The sequence below is a fragment of the Pseudoalteromonas sp. TB64 genome (assembly GCF_000498095.1).
Taxonomy (GTDB): Bacteria; Pseudomonadota; Gammaproteobacteria; order Enterobacterales; family Alteromonadaceae; genus Pseudoalteromonas.
The window spans coordinates 1-19,474 of record NZ_AUTQ01000113.1; the positions used below are offsets into that span (position 1 = coordinate 1).

17 protein-coding genes, 4 tRNA genes and 1 pseudogene are annotated in these 19,474 nt (G+C 39.4%); 8 read left to right on the forward strand and 14 right to left on the reverse strand.

Going from position 1 to position 19,474, the window contains the following annotated elements; genetic code table 11:
- Positions 1-24: 24 nt before the first annotated feature.
- The 8 genes from tuf to murB all read right to left on the reverse strand — a co-directional run bounded on the left by tuf (position 25) and on the right by murB (position 4,585).
- Positions 25-1,209, reverse strand: a complete 1,185-nt coding sequence (gene tuf, locus L647_RS0108560; protein WP_024589451.1) for an elongation factor Tu — start codon at positions 1,207-1,209, stop codon at positions 25-27.
- A gap of 136 nt (positions 1,210-1,345) precedes the next feature.
- Positions 1,346-1,421: transfer RNA gene (locus L647_RS0108565), tRNA-Thr, on the reverse strand.
- 11 nt (positions 1,422-1,432) lie between these two features.
- A tRNA-Gly gene (locus tag L647_RS0108570) sits at positions 1,433-1,507 on the reverse strand.
- Positions 1,508-1,551: 44 nt separating this feature from the next.
- A tRNA-Tyr gene (locus L647_RS0108575) sits at positions 1,552-1,636 on the reverse strand.
- 40 nt (positions 1,637-1,676) lie between these two features.
- A tRNA-Thr gene (locus L647_RS0108580) sits at positions 1,677-1,752 on the reverse strand.
- Positions 1,753-1,878: 126 nt separating this feature from the next.
- On the reverse strand, positions 1,879-2,589 hold the full coding sequence (locus tag L647_RS0108585) for a type III pantothenate kinase (protein WP_024610776.1): 711 nt from the start codon (positions 2,587-2,589) through the stop codon (positions 1,879-1,881).
- Positions 2,586-3,578, reverse strand: coding sequence for a bifunctional biotin--[acetyl-CoA-carboxylase] ligase/biotin operon repressor BirA (birA, locus tag L647_RS0108590; protein ID WP_024610777.1), 993 nt, complete (start codon positions 3,576-3,578; stop codon positions 2,586-2,588). Before birA ends, L647_RS0108585 begins: the two co-directional genes overlap by 4 nt.
- Positions 3,575-4,585 carry a UDP-N-acetylmuramate dehydrogenase gene (gene murB, locus L647_RS0108595; protein WP_024610778.1) on the reverse strand — a complete coding sequence of 337 codons (1,011 nt, stop codon included), beginning with the start codon at positions 4,583-4,585 and terminating at the stop codon, positions 3,575-3,577. Before murB ends, birA begins: the two co-directional genes overlap by 4 nt.
- A gap of 142 nt (positions 4,586-4,727) precedes the next feature.
- Here murB and L647_RS0108600 point away from each other — a divergent pair, with 142 nt between their 5' ends.
- Positions 4,728-6,572 (forward strand): M1 family metallopeptidase, encoded by a 1,845-nt coding sequence (locus L647_RS0108600; RefSeq protein ID WP_024610779.1) that lies wholly within the window; start codon positions 4,728-4,730, stop codon positions 6,570-6,572.
- Positions 6,573-6,630: 58 nt separating this feature from the next.
- On the opposite strand, the gene L647_RS0108605 is transcribed toward L647_RS0108600, so the two are convergent.
- Positions 6,631-7,230 carry a DUF2057 domain-containing protein gene (locus tag L647_RS0108605; protein WP_024610780.1) on the reverse strand — a complete coding sequence of 200 codons (600 nt, stop codon included), beginning with the start codon at positions 7,228-7,230 and terminating at the stop codon, positions 6,631-6,633.
- A gap of 92 nt (positions 7,231-7,322) precedes the next feature.
- Between L647_RS0108605 and L647_RS0108610 the strand changes: the two genes are divergently transcribed.
- The 3 genes from L647_RS0108610 to L647_RS0108620 all read left to right on the forward strand — a co-directional run bounded on the left by L647_RS0108610 (position 7,323) and on the right by L647_RS0108620 (position 11,009).
- Positions 7,323-7,694 carry a histidine triad nucleotide-binding protein gene (locus L647_RS0108610; protein WP_024610781.1) on the forward strand — a complete coding sequence of 124 codons (372 nt, stop codon included), beginning with the start codon at positions 7,323-7,325 and terminating at the stop codon, positions 7,692-7,694.
- A 218-nt stretch (positions 7,695-7,912) separates the two neighbouring features.
- Positions 7,913-8,569 carry a response regulator transcription factor gene (locus L647_RS0108615; RefSeq protein ID WP_024610782.1) on the forward strand — a complete coding sequence of 219 codons (657 nt, stop codon included), beginning with the start codon at positions 7,913-7,915 and terminating at the stop codon, positions 8,567-8,569.
- Between the two features lie 283 nt (positions 8,570-8,852).
- Positions 8,853-11,009 carry a response regulator gene (locus L647_RS0108620; RefSeq protein ID WP_024610783.1) on the forward strand — a complete coding sequence of 719 codons (2,157 nt, stop codon included), beginning with the start codon at positions 8,853-8,855 and terminating at the stop codon, positions 11,007-11,009.
- 38 nt (positions 11,010-11,047) lie between these two features.
- Here the strand turns inward: L647_RS0108620 and L647_RS0108625 are convergent, their stop codons facing one another.
- The 4 genes from L647_RS0108625 to L647_RS0108640 all read right to left on the reverse strand — a co-directional run bounded on the left by L647_RS0108625 (position 11,048) and on the right by L647_RS0108640 (position 15,056).
- On the reverse strand, positions 11,048-11,623 hold the full coding sequence (locus L647_RS0108625; protein ID WP_024610784.1) for a hypothetical protein: 576 nt from the start codon (positions 11,621-11,623) through the stop codon (positions 11,048-11,050).
- Positions 11,624-11,661: 38 nt separating this feature from the next.
- Positions 11,662-13,077: a mannose-1-phosphate guanylyltransferase/mannose-6-phosphate isomerase gene (locus L647_RS0108630; RefSeq protein ID WP_024610785.1), complete on the reverse strand. Its 1,416-nt coding sequence runs from the start codon at positions 13,075-13,077 to the stop codon at positions 11,662-11,664.
- A gap of 75 nt (positions 13,078-13,152) precedes the next feature.
- Positions 13,153-13,926, reverse strand: coding sequence for an amidohydrolase (locus L647_RS0108635; protein WP_024610786.1), 774 nt, complete (start codon positions 13,924-13,926; stop codon positions 13,153-13,155).
- Complete coding sequence (locus L647_RS0108640; protein WP_024610787.1) at positions 13,914-15,056, reverse strand: methionine aminotransferase; 1,143 nt, start codon at positions 15,054-15,056, stop codon at positions 13,914-13,916. Before L647_RS0108640 ends, L647_RS0108635 begins: the two co-directional genes overlap by 13 nt.
- A gap of 108 nt (positions 15,057-15,164) precedes the next feature.
- Here L647_RS0108640 and L647_RS0108645 point away from each other — a divergent pair, with 108 nt between their 5' ends.
- From L647_RS0108645 to L647_RS0108655, 3 genes are read left to right on the forward strand one after another with little or no spacing between them, the layout of a single operon-like run.
- The gene (locus tag L647_RS0108645; RefSeq protein WP_024589460.1) at positions 15,165-15,794 is read left to right on the forward strand and encodes a methylthioribulose 1-phosphate dehydratase; all 630 of its coding nucleotides are present in this window, start codon (positions 15,165-15,167) and stop codon (positions 15,792-15,794) included.
- The gene (gene mtnC / locus L647_RS0108650) at positions 15,791-16,477 is read left to right on the forward strand and encodes an acireductone synthase (RefSeq protein ID WP_024610788.1); all 687 of its coding nucleotides are present in this window, start codon (positions 15,791-15,793) and stop codon (positions 16,475-16,477) included. The genes L647_RS0108645 and mtnC overlap by 4 nt, the downstream gene beginning before the upstream one ends.
- Positions 16,474-17,016, forward strand: a complete 543-nt coding sequence (locus L647_RS0108655) for an acireductone dioxygenase (protein WP_024610789.1) — start codon at positions 16,474-16,476, stop codon at positions 17,014-17,016. The genes mtnC and L647_RS0108655 overlap by 4 nt, the downstream gene beginning before the upstream one ends.
- A 63-nt stretch (positions 17,017-17,079) precedes the next feature.
- On the opposite strand, the pseudogene mtnA reads toward L647_RS0108655, so the two are convergent.
- Positions 17,080-18,088: pseudogene (mtnA, locus tag L647_RS01000000123910) on the reverse strand (S-methyl-5-thioribose-1-phosphate isomerase).
- Between the two features lie 129 nt (positions 18,089-18,217).
- Between mtnA and mtnK the strand changes: the two are divergent.
- A complete protein-coding gene (gene mtnK, locus L647_RS0108665; protein WP_024610790.1) occupies positions 18,218-19,435 on the forward strand; it encodes an S-methyl-5-thioribose kinase in 1,218 nt (405 codons plus the stop codon).
- Positions 19,436-19,474: the final 39 nt, after the last annotated feature.

Here is a 19,474-nt window from a genome sequence, read left to right on the forward strand (position 1 = left end):
GGTAAAAATTAGCTAGGCTAATAATTACGCTACGATAGTTGCTACAACACCAGCACCTACAGTACGACCACCTTCACGGATAGCAAAACGAAGACCTTCATCCATCGCGATTGGTGCGATTAGAGTTACTGTCATCTTGATGTTATCACCAGGCATTACCATTTCTACGCCATCTGGTAACTGTACGTCACCAGTTACGTCAGTTGTACGGAAGTAGAACTGTGGACGGTAACCTTTGAAGAATGGAGTATGACGACCACCTTCATCTTTCGAAAGTACGTATACTTCTGAAGTGAATGTAGTATGTGGGTTGATTGAACCAGGCTTAGCTAGTACTTGACCACGTTCAACGTCTTCACGCTTAGTACCACGTAGAAGTGCGCCGATGTTTTCGCCAGCACGACCTTCGTCTAGAAGCTTACGGAACATTTCAACACCAGTACAAGTAGAACGAGTTGTATCATTGATACCAACAATTTCTACTTCGTCATTGATGCGGATGATACCAGCTTCAACACGACCAGTTACAACAGTACCACGACCCTGGATTGAGAAAACGTCTTCGATAGGCATGATGAAAGGCTTATCGATGTCACGCTCTGGCTCTGGGATGTAAGTATCAAGTGCGTTTGCAAGCTCAACAATCTTATCTTCCCACTCTTTCTCGCCTTCTAACGCTTTAAGCGCAGAACCAGCGATTAGAGGTAAGTCATCACCTGGGAAATCGTATTCTGAAAGAAGTTCACGAACTTCCATTTCTACTAGTTCAAGTAGCTCTTCGTCATCAACCATGTCACATTTGTTCATGAACACGATGATGTAAGGAACGCCAACTTGACGAGAAAGAAGGATGTGCTCACGAGTTTGTGGCATAGGGCCATCTGTCGCAGCAACTACTAAGATCGCGCCATCCATTTGAGCAGCACCAGTGATCATGTTTTTAACATAATCGGCGTGACCAGGACAATCTACGTGTGCGTAGTGACGTGAAGGAGTATCGTATTCAACGTGAGACGTTGAAATAGTGATACCACGTTCGCGCTCTTCAGGAGCGTTATCAATTGATGCGAAATCTTTAGCAACACCGCCGTATACTTTTGCAAGTACGTTAGTGATTGCTGCAGTTAGTGTAGTTTTACCGTGGTCAACGTGGCCGATTGTGCCAACGTTTACGTGCGGTTTTACGCGTTCAAACTTTTCTTTTGCCATGACGGAACCTATCAGTTTTGTGTATCTAGATTACATATGAAAATAATCCACCATAGGTAGATTAAGTTAATTTTTTCAAATTTCAAATAGTTTTTTTCTGACAGATAAAGGAAGTGTTCAAGGAGATTCTTAAGACTGGTGCTGATAGGCAGAGTCGAACTGCCGACCTCACCCTTACCAAGGGTGCGCTCTACCAACTGAGCTATATCAGCAACACAAGAACTGGAGCGGGCAGCGGGAATCGAACCCGCATCATCAGCTTGGAAGGCTGAGGTAATAGCCATTATACGATGCCCGCATAGGAATCTGTTCTTAAAATACCTCTAACCGTCAAGAATAAAGTGGTGGAGGGAGCTGGATTCGAACCAGCGAAGGCTGAGCCGTCAGATTTACAGTCTGATCCCTTTGGCCGCTCGGGAACCCCTCCACGATAATTCTCTACTAATTCACTTTCGGTAAAAGGAAAGTGGTGCCGACTAACCGAGTCGAACGGTTGACCTACTGATTACAAGTCAGTTGCTCTACCAGCTGAGCTAAGTCGGCACTGCTTTAGTACGGGGCGAGATATTAGAGTAAGGCTTATTGGGATGCAACAATAAAATTAAAAAAAGTGTAAATTTTTAGTTTAAATGCTCAATATTTACTCGAATTTATGTTTTTTACACTTTTTTATACTGTTTCGGTTAATTCGTACCAATAATTTAAGCCCTTCATTACTAACAATGAATCAAAAATACTTCCTTCAAATTGCTGTTGCAATAGTGAGCCATAGCCACCAGCAAAAATTATTTGCACCTGTTGAGTGTTTTTTTGCACGCCTAAGTGTTGTTTTGCTTGTTCAACGGCTCCAACAGTTGCAACCAAGGCACCATTTTTTAAACCATTAGGTGTGTTTTTACCCAATTCATTAGCAAACGATGTTTTGCCATCGTCAAAAACACGCTGAGTATTTTGTGTGAGTGATGAGGTCATTAAATCAAGCCCAGGTAAAATCCAACCACCTAAATGCTGCCCTTGGCTATTAAGAACATCAATTGTGGTCGCTGTTCCGGCATCAACAACAATACATGCCTTTTTAGGGCAAAGTGTAAAGCCAGCAATAAGCGCAAGCCATCTATCGATTCCTAGATTATTAACGTGCTCGTAAGCGCAGGTCAATTCTCCAAGCTTTTTTGTTACTTTTGCTTCAAAGCAATTAATATTATTAATAGCAGCTTGCGTTCGAATATCGCTTAGTAATTCACTGCGACCTACACAGGCAAATACAACTTCTTTTATTTGCGACCAAGGTAAATTATTTATATCAGCGGCTTTAACTTGTTTATTTTGCCAAAGCACCGCTTTTAACGATGTATTTCCTACATCAATCAGCAATCTCATATTTGTGCCTTTCTAAGAGAAACTTCGCCGCCATAATAACTTTTCACTTCGCCATCTTGTCGAATGCGAATGCCACCTTGTGAGTCAATACCTTCACATATTCCACGCCAGCTGCGGTGTCCTGTATTTAACTCAACACATTCACCTGCAAATGCATTTAATGAATTCCATTGTTCATACATAGTTTGCAAACCCGTTTGGCGATACTCTACTAAACGTTGCTCTAGACAGTCAGTAAGTGAAGCCACCAGCTGATTTTTATCGAGTTGTTGAGTATGTTGGCTTAAGTCGGTCCATGCTTGATCTATATGCTGGCTAAAACTCTCTGGCATTTGCAAGTTTATACCTATCCCAATCACCAACTGACATGGTCCTTGCGGCTGCCCATCAAGCTCAACTAATACTCCAGCTAGCTTTTGTTTATTTAAGTAAATATCGTTTGGCCACTTTAGTTCTATATCAATGTTATAAAGCACTTTTATGGCGTCATACACAGCTAAGCCAACAGCAATAGATACACCCATTGCTGCTTGCAAACCATCGTCTAAACGCCAAAAGTAACTGTAATAAAGGTTTGCACCAAATGGAGATTGCCAAACACGCCCGCGACGTCCACGCCCTGCTTGCTGCATTTCGGCAACTATAACCGTGCCCGACTCAAGCGCCTCTTTTGCTTGTATGCGGCGCATTAGTTCACTATTGGTCGAATCAATAATAGGATGAACTTCTACATTGGCAGTGCTTGCACCCAGCGCTTTATAGTTTTTTTGTATTTGCACTTGGTTTAAAAGACCAACATGATTATTTAAGCTGTAACCTTTACCAGTTACTTTAAAAATATCTAAACCCATCTCTTGCAAGGTTTTAATATGTTTACTAACTGCTGCACGGCTAATCCCTAGCTCATCACCTAGCGCTTGACCAGATACAAAGCCACCTTCATTTAAGGCATTTAAAATGGCGAGCTTATTTCCATTAGGTGCTTTCACTGTACCGACTCCGTATTAATATGATATTCGCTGGTTTGATCAATTAAACGTACTTCATGCTCAAGCATAATGCTGTAACGTGAAAATACAGTTTGCTGAATATGCTGGATCATAGCGATTAAATCATTACCTTCACTTTCACCATGGTTTACGAGCACTAAAGCTTGTTCTTGATGTACTTCAATACCAGCAACTCTATAACCCTTTAAACCTGCCTTATCTATTAACCAGCCCGCCGCTACTTTGTGATGATTTTTTCCGTATTCGTAATGCGGTAGCTCCGGAAAAATTTTTAATAGTTTACTCAGGCGTTCATTAGTAATAATAGGATTTTTAAAAAAACTGCCTGCATTGGGTAATGTATAAGGATTGGGTAATTTACTATTGCGCGTATGTATTACTTGCTCAAATACAGCCTGCGGTGTAATTGCTGTAATTTGTTGTAGGGGTCCATAACTAAGAATTGGCTTCCATTTTTTAGGTAACGCTAAATGCACCTGAGTAATAACGGCTTTGTTTTTAAGAGCATGCTTAAAAATAGAGTCGCGATAAGCAAATTCACACTGTGTATTATTAAGGCTCACAATGGCTTTACTTGCTATATCAAAATACTCAATTGACTCTACAAATTTGGCAAGCTCTACACCATATGCACCAATATTTTGTACTGGTGCTGCGCCCACTGTACCTGGGATAAGTGCCAAGTTTTCAAGCCCTGGAATATTTTCATCAAGTAAATAACTGACTAGTTGATGCCAGTTTTCGCCTGCAGCAATGCCAATTAAGTAATCGCTTTCGCGCTCATTGACTTTAATGCCTTTGGTCGCCATTTTAATAACAGTGCCAGCATAATTATTTAAAAAAATAGTATTACTTCCCTCTCCTAACAAACAAAAAGGAGACTCAAAGCTTTGCGTTTTAAGTTGCTTTAGATGAGTAATTTCAACAAAATTTTGGCATTGGTTATTCAATGCAAATGTATGTAAGGGTTGTAATGCGTGCGCCACAAAGCTCTCTAAATATACCGGTAACTAATCGCAATAGTTTACCTCATCGTCGCAAATTGCGCATCAGATTGTAAAAATCACTCAACCCACTCAACCAATCGTGATATAAAACGTGTTCTTTTTATTTGTGTTCAGGGTAATTATGAAAATCAAACCTCTTTTTTTAAGCCTCGCTATGGCAGGTATGTGCTCGCAAGCAATGGCAAATGCTATTGACCAAAACTCGTATGCTAACCTTGATGATGTTATTACTACTCACTTAAACCTTGATTTAGATGTCGATTTTGCCGACAAGCAGTTAGAAGGTTTTGTTGAGCACACTCTTCAGTGGAACAACAGCAAAAGCAGAACTCTCGTACTTGATACCCGCGATTTAGACATTGATAAAGTAATGTATGAAGATCAAAGTGGCGATTGGCACAAAGCAAAATTTAGCTTAGCTGACCGCGACGATGTTAAAGGTTCTAAACTAACGATTACTTTTAAAAGCCAAGCTAAAATAGTCCGAATTTACTATAACAGCCGCCCAGAAGCATCTGGTTTGCAGTGGTTAACACCTGAGCAAACAGCAAGCAAAACGCACCCATTTATGTACAGCCAATCGCAAGCAATTCATGCTCGTAGTTGGATACCAGTGCAAGATACACCAGCAATGCGTGTAACTTACTCTGCACGTATACATACACCAAAAGACGTGCGTGCTGTAATGAGCGCCGACAATAAAGACGCACTTTACAAAGATGGCGACTACCTCTTTGATATGCCACAAGCTATTTCACCTTACCTAATTGCAATTGGCGCTGGTAACTTAGAATTTAAAGCGATGTCTCATCAAACAGGTATTTTTGCTGAGCCTACAATTTTAGAAGCTTCAGTTGCTGAATTTGACGACACACAAGCCATGATCGACAAAACAAATGCTATGTACGGCGAATATGCTTGGGGGCGTTATGATTTACTTATGCTGCCACCTAGTTTTCCGTTTGGCGGAATGGAAAATCCACGCTTATCATTTATTACCCCAACCGTTGTTGCAGGCGATAAAAGCTTAGTTAACCTTATTGCCCATGAACTTGCACATTCTTGGTCTGGTAACTTAGTAACTAACGCAACGTGGGAAGATTTATGGTTAAACGAAGGTTTTACCTCATACGTTGAAAACCGCATTATGGAAGAAGTATTTGGTCGAGATCGTGCTGTTATGGAACAAGCACTTGATTCAGCGTCTTTACGTGCACAAATTAAAACAATCGATGCACCAGATACCCGCCTTAACTTAAAACTTAATGGTCGCGACCCAGACGATGCTTTTAGTTCAGTGCCTTATACTAAAGGTCAGTTATTTTTAATTTACCTAGAAAACAAATACGGTCGCGATAAATTTGACCCATTTGTAAAAGCGTACTTTAAAGAGTTTTCGTTTAAATCGCTTACTACAGCAGAGTTTGTTGTTTACCTAAAAGCTAACTTAATTGAAAAGTATCCTGGCGTTGTAAGCATGGATAAAATAAATGAGTGGATTTTTGAGCCAGGCTTACCGAGTGATGCGCCAAACCCAACGTCTGATGCATTTGATAAAGTTGATACTGAAACTGCAGCATGGTTAAAAGGCGACACAACAGCAGCACAACTTCCTACTACCGATTGGTCTGTGCATGAGTGGTTACACTTTTTAAATAATTTACCACGCGATTTAAGCCAAGAGCACATGGTAGAACTCGACTCAGAGTTTAACTTAACGCAGTCAACCAATGCAGAACGTGCATTTGCTTGGTTTATGCTAGCAGTAGGCAATGGTTATCAACCAATTTACCCTGCGCTTGATAAACATTTATCAGGTATTGGTCGTCGTAAATTGATTGTTCCGTTATATAAATCACTTATCACTAACGGTAAAAAAGAGTGGGCACAAAGTGTGTACTTAAAAGCGCGTCCTGGGTATCACCCACTAGCGCAAGGCACTATAGATGCATTGTTTGATAAATAATTTAATATTTTAAATGCAAAAAGGGTCGATAATTCGACCCTTTTTTAATGCAAAAAAACTATTTTTTTACTTTATTCAAAAATGCTTTTTGTTGTTCTGGTGTTGCTTGTTGCCACCAGAAATCAAGCATACCGGCAGCACTTGGTATGCCTTTGTCGTTGTTTGGCGCAGTAGAAACTGATTGCTCCACTCTTTGTGATACTACTGGTTTGTTTACCATTTGCTTAACCGGCATTTCTCTTGCCAGCTCTTTATTAGAAATAATATCCAATGGCACAGCTAATGAGCTGTTTTTTGCCTTTAAGCCTACTTCAGGTGCTTCTGCAAAGACCTTAGCAGAAATTGCGTTATTGGCACGATTAAACACTAACGCATAATCTTTTCCTGCTTCAACTGTTACCTCTACCCAAAAAGGTTCAGACTCAACAACTTCATGCGTATCGTAATCGTCTTCATATAAATCGGTATATTTTAATCTTAACTGATAAGTGCCTGGTGCGAGTTCTACATCATCAACACGGCTAAATAATGAGCTTTCAATAATACGCTCACCCACTTGTAATGGCACAAACTCTTCAGGAAAGTGAATATTCTCTGCCATACTCGATACACTAAACAACAATGCAACTGCACTGCCTAAAAACATTGATTTACGCATATTGACTCCTTTATTTGATTTCAGTTTGACACCGCTTTGAAAGTTTGTCATTAGTGAGCTTAAAATTCATAACACTTAATTAGGAACACACTATGAGCCAAGAAACTATTTTCACAAAAATAATTAATCGTGAAATTCCAGCAAGTATTGTTTACGAAGACGATGACACACTTGCGTTTAGAGATATAAACCCTCAGGCTCCATTTCACGTGTTAATTATCCCAAAAAAAGCAATTGCTACTATAAATGATATAAATGAAGATAACGCTCATTTAGTTGGTAATTTATACGTTGCTGCTGCAAAAATAGCCAAACAAAATAACTTCGCTGATGATGGTTATCGTGTTGTGATGAACTGTAATGAGCACGGTGGGCAAACCGTATATCACATACATTTACACATGCTTGCTGGTAAAGAGATGGGCTGGCCTCCATACCAAGACACTAAAAAAGAAACTATTTAAAATTATTTGATGAAGCACTTTTTACCTCATATTAGATTACAAATGTTAAGAAAATTCATCACCATAAAGTAAGAAACAATTACTTATTTGCAACATTTTGTGTTTAAATAATCGTAAAATCGTACTTGTTTTTAGGTATATCCATGACTTTCTAATACAAAAGGTCTGGAAGTCGTGATAAACTTAATCAGTCAGCTTTATAAAAGAGTATAAAAAACATGAGCAGTTCTGCCTTTTTGCTATTAGATCAGGAGCCAATTAACACAATTGGCATTAACGTTTTAGAACCTTTGTTAAAAACACAAGGTCTTAACGTAACCACAGGTACTAATATTTTAGATATACCTGAAGGGACTAGACTTTTGTTTATCGAAACATCAAGCAAGGATGCATGGGGGAAACTAAAAGAACAATTAGTAAACCTACGTATAAAATGCGATATCATATTATTTAATTTAGACGAAAACCCAGAACTAGCTAATCGCGCACTATTAAGCGGTATTCGTGGCGTATTTTATACAACCGACAATGCGGATGTATTAATGAAAGGTATTCGCTTGTTAATGGAAGATCAGCTTTGGTATCGCCGCGACATTATGTGTAACGCATTAAACCGCATGTTGCAGTTTAATAAAGACGCGCTACATAAGCTTACCGAAGGTGATATAGAACCTGTTAAATTAACTAAACGAGAAAAAGCAATTATCTCGTTAATGAGTAATGGTTCTAAAAATAAAGAAATCGCTGAAGAGCTAAGCATTAGCCCGCACACTGTAAAAACACACTTATACAGCGCATTTAGAAAAACTAAATGCCGTAACCGTATTGAGTTACTGTCTTGGGCACAGCAAAATATACCAGACGAAATTCGCTAAATATAAATTTCGGCTAAGCATTAAAACAGACACTCAGGTGTCTGTTTTTGTATGTGTTATGTGCTTATTTAATACCAATTCACTTAATTAAATGATCTATTTTAGAACAAGGGAATTTGTCGATAACAAAGCAAAAATTTCGTTATTTGGTTGATCTCAGTCAGACATTTTTAACGTAATTAGCGTCTGGTTTAATCCCTTAAATTGATTAGTATTATTGCGGATTGGTATCAGTGTATACTTTTGATAACCTTAGTTTAAACGCTACTTTGCTGGAATTCCCATGCTAGACTCTTTCACTCTTTATTTTGCCAGCATAGCCATCATGGTTGTAATGACCTTACTTAACTTTTTAACATGGCGCACAAACAAACAGATTCCAGGTACCTTACTTTATATTTTCTATCCTGTTTTACTGCTAGGTTCTGTTATTGGCTTTACCCTCGTTGGTGATACTCACAATTTAGTTATTATTAATATTGCCAGCTGCATGATGTTTGCCGCATCAATTGTGCATTGCCTTTCGCTGAGCCAGTTTTTGAACTACCACGGGATTGGTTTTAAATTACTTTGCTCAATTACTGCATTTACTGCTGTAATGCTTGGTTATTATACGTTTTTCGACCCTTCTTTGCGTGAAAGAGTCATTGCCTCTGATATACAACACATTGCAGAAGCTAGCTTTTTACTGTTTATATTCATTAAGTATGCCCGAAAACCCTACCCTAACGGCAGTATTGTATACATAACAATTTTAACACTTGTTGCTTTTAGCTTTATTGGTCGCTCGTTATTTATGAATAATATTGAACAAAAAAACCTTTTAGTAAACGGCTGGTTTAGCTCATTATTATTTTTAAATGGTGTAATTGCCCCTATGTTTTATGCTGCGGGCATGGCGCTGTTATGTAATGAGCGAAGAGAGCAGCACCTCAATAAATTAGCCGACAAAGCACAAAAAGATTTAGAAATACGCGGGTTATTTTTATCAACTATAAGCCACGAAATTCGCACTCCACTTAACGGCATTTTAGGCAGTGCCCAACTTGTTATGAACCAAACTAGTGATACGCGTAATAAAGCTTATTGCGAAGCAATTATAAACTCCGCCGAATCGCTCAATTTACTAGTAGATAAAGTACTTGATTACGCAAGCCTAGATCAAAGTGATGAAGCGCTCTACGAAGAGGATATAGAGTTTAAAACATGGCTTAACAATTTATGCCTGTTACTCAGCCCGCTAGCGGAGCAAAAACAACTCAAGTTTGAACTTGTATGTAATATTCCCGACCAAGCCTGTTATTACTGTGACCAACAAAAGCTTAGGCAAATTATTATTAACTTAGTCGGTAATGCAATTAAGTTTACTGATCACGGAAGTGTAAAAATTCAAGTTGATTTAATGGCTGAAGAACAACTTGAGCACACCATAAAAATTAGTGTAAAAGACTCAGGTCCAGGTATAGAAAACGACGAGATAGCCTACTTAACAGAACCTTATGTACAAAGCAGTGCAGGTAAAGAAAAAGGCGGAACAGGTCTTGGTTTAGCTATTACCAGTCGTTTACTCGAAAAACTAAGTAGCCGGCTCGAAATAGCAAGCCAGCTAAGTATTGGCAGTGTATTTAGCTTTACCATTACTTTTACTTTAGGTGAATTGAGCCTTGTAGAGCAGCGTCATCAAACTAAAGATTATTTAACGGGTCTTGATGTATTGTTGGTTGAAGATTTAGATTTAAATCAAAAAATTGCTATTGAATTTATGGCAGACGATGAACACAAAATTAAGCTCGCAAAAGATGGCAAAAGCGCCATAGAACTCATGCAAGCCCACCACTTTGATGTTGTTTTGCTTGATATGAATCTACCTGATTTAACAGGGCAAGAAGTACTTAAGCGCTTAAAACGCATTGATCATAAAAACCAACGCACCCCTGTACTCGCTTTTACTGCAAGCCTTAGCCCTGACGAGGTGAAAGAATATTTAGAATTAGGAATAAAAGATATTGTAGGCAAGCCTATTAAGCATGAAAAGCTTCGCCAAGCACTTAGCGACTCTCAATCAAATCAAACCGCTAGCATTGCTGTTGAGCTAATAGATACGTTATACGATAAAACCGCAGCCGAAACACTCACCAGCTCGTTTAGTGAAGACGAAGTGTCGTCAATTTATAATGAGTTTGTGCTTTCGGCGCGCAATAAACTTATTCGCTGTCAAAAATTAATAGATCAACATCCAGAGCAATGCATTAAACTTTTACATCGCCAAGCAAGTACGGCTCTGCAACTGGGTTTTAACCGCTATGGTATTGAGCTTAAAAAAATAGAGCGCCGTTTACTTGATAAAAAGCCACATAACGATATGCTTGATGAAGCCTTAGATCTGTGGCAACGCAGCTTAGAGAAGTATTTAAAGTATGTGCGCGGACAGTTAGGGTAGCATTAAAAAATCACATATTTTCAATGCTTTGCTTTTAACTATTCAAACCTCGCAACTTCTTCGAAGCTAAGCCCAGTAAAGTCATGTGCTTGCAAGGCACAAAATAGGTTTAAAGAAACGTCTCTATCATTTACACGAGAGTCAAAAACGTAAGTGCCTTCAAATCGGTCTTCTGGCATTTTAAATATGCAGCTATGCTTTGGTAGTTTTTCTTTTTTGAACACCGCTTTTTGTAATCCGATATTTAAACTTGGCAGCATAAAAGTACTCATCTCAACATTTAATATACCCTCTATTTTTCGAGTGACATTATAAAAGTACCAATTATCATCACCTACATAGAAAGGAAGTAACTCTCCCGAATCTTCGAAAAGTTCAGCCAATTCATTTGCTACATGGCCCCTTATAGCAAGACCTTGTAAATTAATTGCAGTGAAATCACCTAGGGGTGTCTCTTTTTCATTATTATAATGGGCACTAAAATTTATCAGTGTAGACTCTTTTGTAGAAGTATCAGGTTTCCATAGGTCAGGTTCACATAAAGCTTCGCTATCAGGAAATATGACTCTGTAATGATTAACATCCGGCGTTATTTTATAAATTACTTTACTCATTGATGTTGAAACGTCCTTTTTGGCATGGCTTTGATTTTTTAACCCCTTCCATATTTATCATCAAATCGCTCTATATCGCTTTCATTAAGTACAGTGCCGGTTTGCACTTCAATGACAATTAACGGCTCTTTTTGATTATTAGCCAAACTATGAATTTGCTTAGCCGCGATATAACACGATTGGTCATGCGTTAGCGTATACGCTTGCTCATTAATACACACATCTGCAATACCCGAAACCACAACCCAATGTTCAGCGCGATACTGATGGCGCTGCGTCGAAAGCTTAGCACCGCTGTTAACAGTAATTTTTTTAACTTTAAAGCCAGTGCCTTCAACCAAAGTACGGTAATTTCCCCATGGGCGAAAAACCACTTGATGATGGTTAAGTTTATCGGCTTGTGTTGTAGCAATTTGCTTAAGCAACAAAGGCAGAGAATCTAGCTCATTTTGGTTTGCAATTAACGTGGCATCATGAGTATGAATAATTGCTAAATTGCTTACTCCAAGCGTGGCAATAGTGTGTTCAGCCTCGTTAATAACTAAGTTATTAGTGCTTTTTTGAGCCATATAATTAGCATTTAAACTATTACCGTTTTCATCTTTTTTTGTAAGCGCATCAAGGGATGAAAAACTACCTACATCACTCCATTTTAAATCAACAGGCATAACAACTACGTTATTACTGCGATCTAAAATGGCGTAATCAATTGAATCGCTTGGGCAGTGCTCAAGCGCACTATTGCTTGGGCGGGTAAACCCTAAATCTTTGGTAAATTGTGCCGCTGCAGCGACACTCGTTGCTATTTTTGGCGCAAACCGCTCGAGCTCTTTTAAATAGGCTGCGGGGGTAAATAAAAACATGCCGCTATTCCAGCTATAACCACCTTGAGCTAAATAACGGTTCGCTGTATCTAAGTCAGGCTTTTCTTTAAATTGAGCAACATCGTAACAACCCGTTCCGGCAATAGCCGCGCCTTGTTTTATATAACCATAACCAGTATGCGGCTCTGTAGGCGTAATAGAAAACGTAACTAGCTTTCCTTGTTCAGCAAGTTTTACAGCTTCAGGGAGCTTAGCTGTTAATACATCAAAGTTTTTAATATGATGATCGGCAGGCATCACTAATAGCGGACCGGTAATTCCATTTTGCAGTGCATAGTGGGCGGCTAATGCGATGGCAGGGGCGGTATTTTTACCTTTGGGTTCGAGTAATAATGCACTAGGATTTGAGCTGGCAGCTTGCTCGGCGGCAATAAATCGGTGCTGCTCATTACACACTAAAATAGCATTATCAAACAACTCATTAGAAACACGCGCCAATGTACTTTGCAGCAATGACGTGTTTTCATTTAGTAGTGGTAAAAATTGTTTAGGCATTGCTTGGCGAGAAAGCGGCCACAATCGAGAGCCTATGCCACCAGCTAAAATTACAGGAGTGATTAAAGTGTTCATAATGTATATTAGCCGCCAACAAAAATATCAGCGGCTATTTTAACACTTTATTGGCTCTGCGCTAAATTAACGTATCTATATTAATGTAAAAGGATCTGCATCTAAATAGGCAGGAAACGCTGCTTTAAACTCATCCAGTGGTGCTTTTTCAAGTGTTATTGTAACTAGCTGCTCGGTGTTATCTTGCGCTTTAGTTAATGCATCGCCTTTAAAGTCGTATACCGCTGTACCGCCATTGTGCAAGGCACCATTACCGTCTTCCCCCACGCGATTAACGCCTACTACGTAACATAGGTTTTCCATTGCACGCGCCATAAGTAACGTATCCCAAATATGGCGGCGCACAGCAGGCCAATTTGCTACGTTTATCATTACATCGTAGTCGTTATTATTACGTTGAAATACCGGAAAGCGCAGGTCGTAACATACCTGTGGTAATAGTTTAAAGCCGTTGATTTCAAAAACTTTGCGCGCTTGCCCTGCTACAACGTAATCGCCTTCACTGCCTAAGCGAAATAAATGGCGTTTATCGTAATAACTCACTTCACCATCGGGCTTTACCCAATAAAACCGATTCGCTTTTTTATCACCTTGTGCAACAAGTACCGAACCCGCAATAACCGCATTATGTTTATGAGCCTGCGCCTTTAACCACGTCAGTACTTTACCGTTTTCGGGCTCTGCACAATCTAAATTAATAGCAAAGCCAGTCGAGAATGTTTCGGGCAATAAAATAAGATCGGGCTGATGCGTAATTGCCTCAAGCTGCTTATTAAACATGGCTAAATTAGCGTCTTTATCAAGCCAATGAAGCGAGCTTTGCAATGCTGTAATGGTTAAAGTTGACATAATATTTGCGCAGCCTCTATGAGAGTGTTGTCGTTTTTAGCAAAGCATAAACGAATGACTTTATCGGTTGGGGGCTTTTGATAAAACACACTTAACGGAATAGCCGCCACACCCGCTTGCTCAACTAACCAATGGCAAAATTCAACATCGTTTAAATCCGATACATCGCTGTAATCTAATAATAAAAAGTAAGTGCCCTGGCTAGGTAAAATTTTAAAACGACTATTACTTAAATGACTCGCTAATAAGTCGCGTTTTTGCTGATAAAACCCACTTAGCTCATCTATATGCTCGCCTTGCTGCTCTAGCATATCGGCAAGCGCATGCTGTGCAGGGGTAAAACTTGAAAACGTAACGTACTGATGAATTTTTCTAAATTCGACAGCTAAATCGGCAGGTGCAATACAGTAACCCATTTTCCAGCCCGTGCTGTGAAACGTTTTACCAAAACTCGATATAACAAAGCTTTTGGCAAATAATTCATCATCGCGTAATACGCTTAAATGCGGTTGCTGATCAAACGTAATGTGCTCATATACCTCATCGCTTATTACATACAAATTGTGAGTACCAACTAACTCTTTAAGCTCTTTTATATCTTGTGGCTGTAATATTTTACCGCTTGGGTTATGAGGCGTATTAATAATAATTGCACGGGTATTTTTAGTAATTGCTTGGCTTACTACTTGCCAATCAATAGTGTAATTTGGCGCACTTAAAGCAATGTGTACCGACTTTCCACCAGCAAGTTCAATTGCGGGTTGGTAAGAGTCATATGCAGGGTCAAATACAATCACTTCATCACTGGGGCGCACAATTGTTTGAATGGCTACAAACAATGCCTCTGTTGCACCCGAGGTAACAGTAACTTGATCAGCTGCGTTTATATCAGCTGCATATTTGCGCTTTGCTAAATCAGCAATTTGTTGCTGTAATCGTGGTACACCACTTGAAGGTGAATATTGATTAACGCCCTGCTGCACATAATAATTTAACTGCGTTTTTAAAAGATCAGGAGCATCAAACTCAGGAAAGCCTTGAGAGAGATTAATTGCCGAAAACTCACTAGCCAACCCGCTCATTTGGCTAAATATACTAACGCCTAAATTTGGTAATTTACTTTCAAACACGTGATGCCCTTAATGATGGTTTTGCGCTTAAAGCGATGCTATCATTGCTTAAAACAGAAGTATAGCCGTCTAAAAACAATTAACTTTACGCTCATTAGTGAGGAATGTATGCAAAACAATACCGCTATTTCACAACTTATTGAAGCCGGAAAATGGGTTAGCCAAAAAGGCTGGGTACCCGCAACAGGCGGAAATTTTTCAGCTCGTACTAGCACTGGCTTTGTTGTTACGGCAAGTGGGCACGATAAAGGTTCACTTACGCAAGAGCATTTTTTGCAATTAGATCACCAAGGCGAGCGCCTAGCTGGGGCTGTAAAGCCATCGGCAGAAACACAATTACACCTAAGTTTGTATCAGCTTATACCTGATGCGCAGTGTGTTTTGCATACTCACTCTGTAGCCGCCACCGTACTGTCGCAAATTACCCAAAGGCATCAGCTTGATTTAACAGGCTATGAAATGCAAAAAGCACTGAGCGGCTTTACTTCGCATTTAGAAACGCTGAGCATTCCTATTTTCGATAACGATCAAGATATTGACCGATTAAGCCTGCTGGTCAGTGACCATCATTTACATACGCCGATAGAGCATGGCGTACTGATACGTGGCCATGGTTTATATGCTGTAGGGCGCAATATTGATGAAGTTCGTCGCCACCTAGAAGCCTTAGAGTTTTTATTTAGCTGCGAATTAGAGCGCCTAAAAATAATAGGCATTCAAGCGGGAGTAACTAAATGATTAAAGCCATTTTAACCGATATCGAAGGCACAATAACCCGTATCTCGTTTGTTAAAGAGGTGTTGTTTCCTTACGCGGCAAAGCAGTTACCTACCTTTGTACGTGCCAATGCTAATAAGCCAGATGTAGCCGAGCAAATTAGTGCCGTAAAAGCGCTTATCGAAAAGCCAAACGCCGATATAGAAGAAGTCATTAGCACTTTACTTACCTGGATTGATGAAGATAAAAAAATCACTCCACTTAAGCAGTTACAAGGCTTAATTTGGCAAACAGGGTATGAACACGGTGATTTTAAGGGTCATTTATACCCAGATGCATTTGATTTTTTACAAGCTCAATACAACAACGATATTACTTTGTATGTGTACTCGTCAGGGTCGGTAAAAGCGCAGCAGCTACTTTTTAAATACAGTGATTATGGCGACATTCGCAGCTTGTTTACTGACTTTTTTGACACCAAAGTTGGCGCAAAACAAGAACAAACAGCCTATAACACTATTGTTGATCTGTTACCGTTTAAAGCAGCAGAAATACTCTTTTTAAGTGATGTAGCCGGCGAGCTTGATGCCGCGCAGGCTGCGGGCTTAAAAACACTACATTTAATTCGTGATGGGCAAGCAAGCACTAAAGCACACCCTTATATTAATGACTTTAGCCAATTTAAATTGGAGCAATTAGTATGAGCCAATTAACGGTGTATGCCGACAACAATGCAAACAAAGCACTTGTAAGCACATCAAATGCAGATGATATTGCAAAGCAACTAGCTAAAGTAAACGTACGCTTTGAACAGTGGCAAGCAAATGCAGATATTAATGAGCACACCACCCATGAGCAAATTATTAGTGCGTACAAAAACGATATAGATCGATTAAAAATCGAAAATGGCTATCAAACAGTAGACGTTATATCTCTAGCTAAAGGCAACCCTGCCGCATCAGAGCTGCGCAAAAAGTTTTTATTTGAACATACTCATAGTGAAGACGAAGTGCGTTTTTTTGTAAAAGGCCAAGGGCTATTTTGCCTGCATTTAGGCAATAAGGTTTATCAGGTACTTTGCCAACAAGGCGATTTAATTTCAGTGCCTGAACTTACCCCGCATTGGTTTGATATGGGAAGCGACCCTGAGTTTACTGCCATTCGCTTATTTAACAATACAGAGGGCTGGGTAGCAAAAAGTACTGACTCGTCTATTGCAGAGCAATTTCCGCTATTATCGTAAGTTAGTCATTCAAAACCTTGGTCCACACTAATAAACATAATGTGAACCAAGGATATTACGAAATTACTTAAGCTTTATAAGTTCGCCATTTTCTACCTGACTTTGGTTATAAACACCGGTGTCTAACACCCACCCTGTGACCAGCTTTGCCGGCGTTATATCAAATGCTGGGTTATATACATTAGCATTAGTGGGCGCCCATAAAGCCTCGCCAAAGCTACCGCTAACTCCGCGCACTTCTTGAGGATTACGTTGCTCTATTTCTATATCATCACCACACACGGTATTGGTATCAAGCGTGGTAATAGGCGCAACTACATAAAATGGAATGTTATGGAAATACGCAAGTACGGCTAAATTATAGGTGCCCACTTTATTAGCAAAATCACCATTGGCAGCAATACGATCAGCCCCTACCACTATTTTATCCACCTTACCTGCAGCCATTAAACTTGCCGCCATATTATCGCAAATTAATGTATAAGGTATTTTCCAGCGCTCAAGCTCAAAGGCTGTTAAGCGACCGCCTTGTAATAATGGTCGTGTTTCATCAACCCACACATGTACGTTGCCATATTTTTGCTGCGCTTTGTAAATAACACCTAGTGCAGTACCAATACCAGCGGTTGCAAGTGCCCCTGTATTACAATGGGTTAATATGTTGTCGCCACTATTTATAAGCTCGGCGCCACGGTTTGCCATTCGCTCACACAGCGCTATATCTTCTATAAACAACCGCTCGGCTGTGGTAACAATACCGGCAACATAATCGCATTGCGTTAAAGCTTTACGCAATGCCGCCANCCGCCGTTGGACGAGTGGCTTCTAGTTCGTTGATTGCTTTTTCAAGCTCACTTTTAACTACCCCTTGCTCAGCTAAATACGCCACTAGCAAGCTCGCGCTTAAACCAATAAGTGGAGCTCCACGCACTTTTAAACTAATGATCAGCTCTTTCATGGTTTCTACATCATGGCACTGATGCCATACCTGCTGGTGAGGTAGTAAATATTGGTCAAGCACACTAAGCGACCCGTTTTCATATTTTAAACTGCTTGCGATTAAATTTTGCATAATGCTTAAGGTATTAAAAATGCGTAACGTTATTTTACACCACTTTGAACAACTCTCAAGTTGGACTTATAGACATCTAAACATTTAAAAGTATAGAATGCTTAAAAGCTGATTTTTGAGATTTAAACCATGACTAACTATGTTGCTTTTAACGCACAGCGCGCTATCGATTACGTATCGACATTAATTGAATCTAAACAATGTAATTTTTTTGCTCAAGGACAAACCTTATCGGCATATGAGTTTGGTGATGGCAATCTTAATTTAGTATTTAGAGTTACTGATGAGCAAAATAATAGCGTTATTTTAAAGCAAGCTCTGCCTTACGCGCGTTGCGTGGGTGAGTCGTGGCCATTAACGCTTGATAGAGCTCGTATAGAAGCACAAGTTTTGCTTAATCATGGTGCTATTTGCCCAACTTATACTGCTAGGGTTTTACATTATAGTGAAATGCAAGCACTGACTATTTTAGAAGATTTAGGTAATTTACAAATACTGCGCACTGCACAAAATAATGCGGAGCAATTTCCTAAATTGGCGCAGCATGTAGCTACCTACTTAAGTCATACTGGTTTTTATAATTCAGATTTTTATTTAACCGCACAAACTAAAAAAGCACTTGTTAGTCAATTTACTAATCCTGAACTTTGCCAAATCACTGAGGACTTATTTTTTAGCGATCCGTACATTGAGCACGAACGCAATAACTACCCAGAGCAACTACAAAGCGAAGTTGATGCAATACAAAAAAACAGCGTATTAAAGTTAGAAATAGCAAAACTAAAAGCTAATTTTTTATCTAACCCGCAAACATTACTTCATGGTGATATGCATAGCGGCAGTATTTTTGTTGATTGTAATAATACGAAGATGATCGACCCTGAATTTGGCTTTTTTGGTCCTGCTGGGTTCGATATTGGCTCTTTTATTGGTAATTTACTTTTAAATTACTGCGCACAATACGGGCATATTGAAGATTTTGTGGCTCGTCGTAATTATCAAACCCACTTATTAAGCACCCTTGTTGAATGCTATACCTTATTTGAACAACATTGGCTTACGCTTATAAATGAGCACACTACTGAAGGTGCGCTAAAGGTTACAGGCTACGGTGAATACTTTATAAAAGGCGTATTACAAGACGCCATTGGTTACTGTGGTGCTGAGTTAATTAGGCGCACCATAGGGCTCGCACATGTAACCGATATAGATAGTATTGGTGATGATAAGGCGCGTCTTATAGTGCAAAAACAAACATTAGCACTAGGCGAGCAACTTATTTTAAATGCCCAAACGTGCAACAACAAAGAAGCATTTTTTAGTTTATTAATAAGCCAATTAAACTAAAAAACACTAAAAAAGGCGCTATTAGCGCCTTTTTTAGTT

What these genes read in the sequence shown, in the direction of transcription:
- tuf (WP_024589451.1), bottom strand. Translation starts at nt 1,209, where the DNA reads ATGGCAAAAGAAAAGTTTGAACGCGTAAAACCGCACGTAAACGTTGGC.
- L647_RS0108585 (WP_024610776.1), bottom strand. Translation starts at nt 2,589, where the DNA reads ATGAGATTGCTGATTGATGTAGGAAATACATCGTTAAAAGCGGTGCTT.
- L647_RS0108600 (WP_024610779.1), top strand. Translation starts at nt 4,728, where the DNA reads ATGAAAATCAAACCTCTTTTTTTAAGCCTCGCTATGGCAGGTATGTGC.
- L647_RS0108605 (WP_024610780.1), bottom strand. Translation starts at nt 7,230, where the DNA reads ATGCGTAAATCAATGTTTTTAGGCAGTGCAGTTGCATTGTTGTTTAGT.
- L647_RS0108610 (WP_024610781.1), top strand. Translation starts at nt 7,323, where the DNA reads ATGAGCCAAGAAACTATTTTCACAAAAATAATTAATCGTGAAATTCCA.
- L647_RS0108615 (WP_024610782.1), top strand. Translation starts at nt 7,913, where the DNA reads ATGAGCAGTTCTGCCTTTTTGCTATTAGATCAGGAGCCAATTAACACA.
- L647_RS0108620 (WP_024610783.1), top strand. Translation starts at nt 8,853, where the DNA reads ATGCTAGACTCTTTCACTCTTTATTTTGCCAGCATAGCCATCATGGTT.
- L647_RS0108625 (WP_024610784.1), bottom strand. Translation starts at nt 11,623, where the DNA reads ATGAGTAAAGTAATTTATAAAATAACGCCGGATGTTAATCATTACAGA.
- L647_RS0108630 (WP_024610785.1), bottom strand. Translation starts at nt 13,077, where the DNA reads ATGAACACTTTAATCACTCCTGTAATTTTAGCTGGTGGCATAGGCTCT.
- L647_RS0108635 (WP_024610786.1), bottom strand. Translation starts at nt 13,926, where the DNA reads ATGTCAACTTTAACCATTACAGCATTGCAAAGCTCGCTTCATTGGCTT.
- L647_RS0108645 (WP_024589460.1), top strand. Translation starts at nt 15,165, where the DNA reads ATGCAAAACAATACCGCTATTTCACAACTTATTGAAGCCGGAAAATGG.
- mtnC (WP_024610788.1), top strand. Translation starts at nt 15,791, where the DNA reads ATGATTAAAGCCATTTTAACCGATATCGAAGGCACAATAACCCGTATC.
- L647_RS0108655 (WP_024610789.1), top strand. Translation starts at nt 16,474, where the DNA reads ATGAGCCAATTAACGGTGTATGCCGACAACAATGCAAACAAAGCACTT.
- mtnK (WP_024610790.1), top strand. Translation starts at nt 18,218, where the DNA reads ATGACTAACTATGTTGCTTTTAACGCACAGCGCGCTATCGATTACGTA.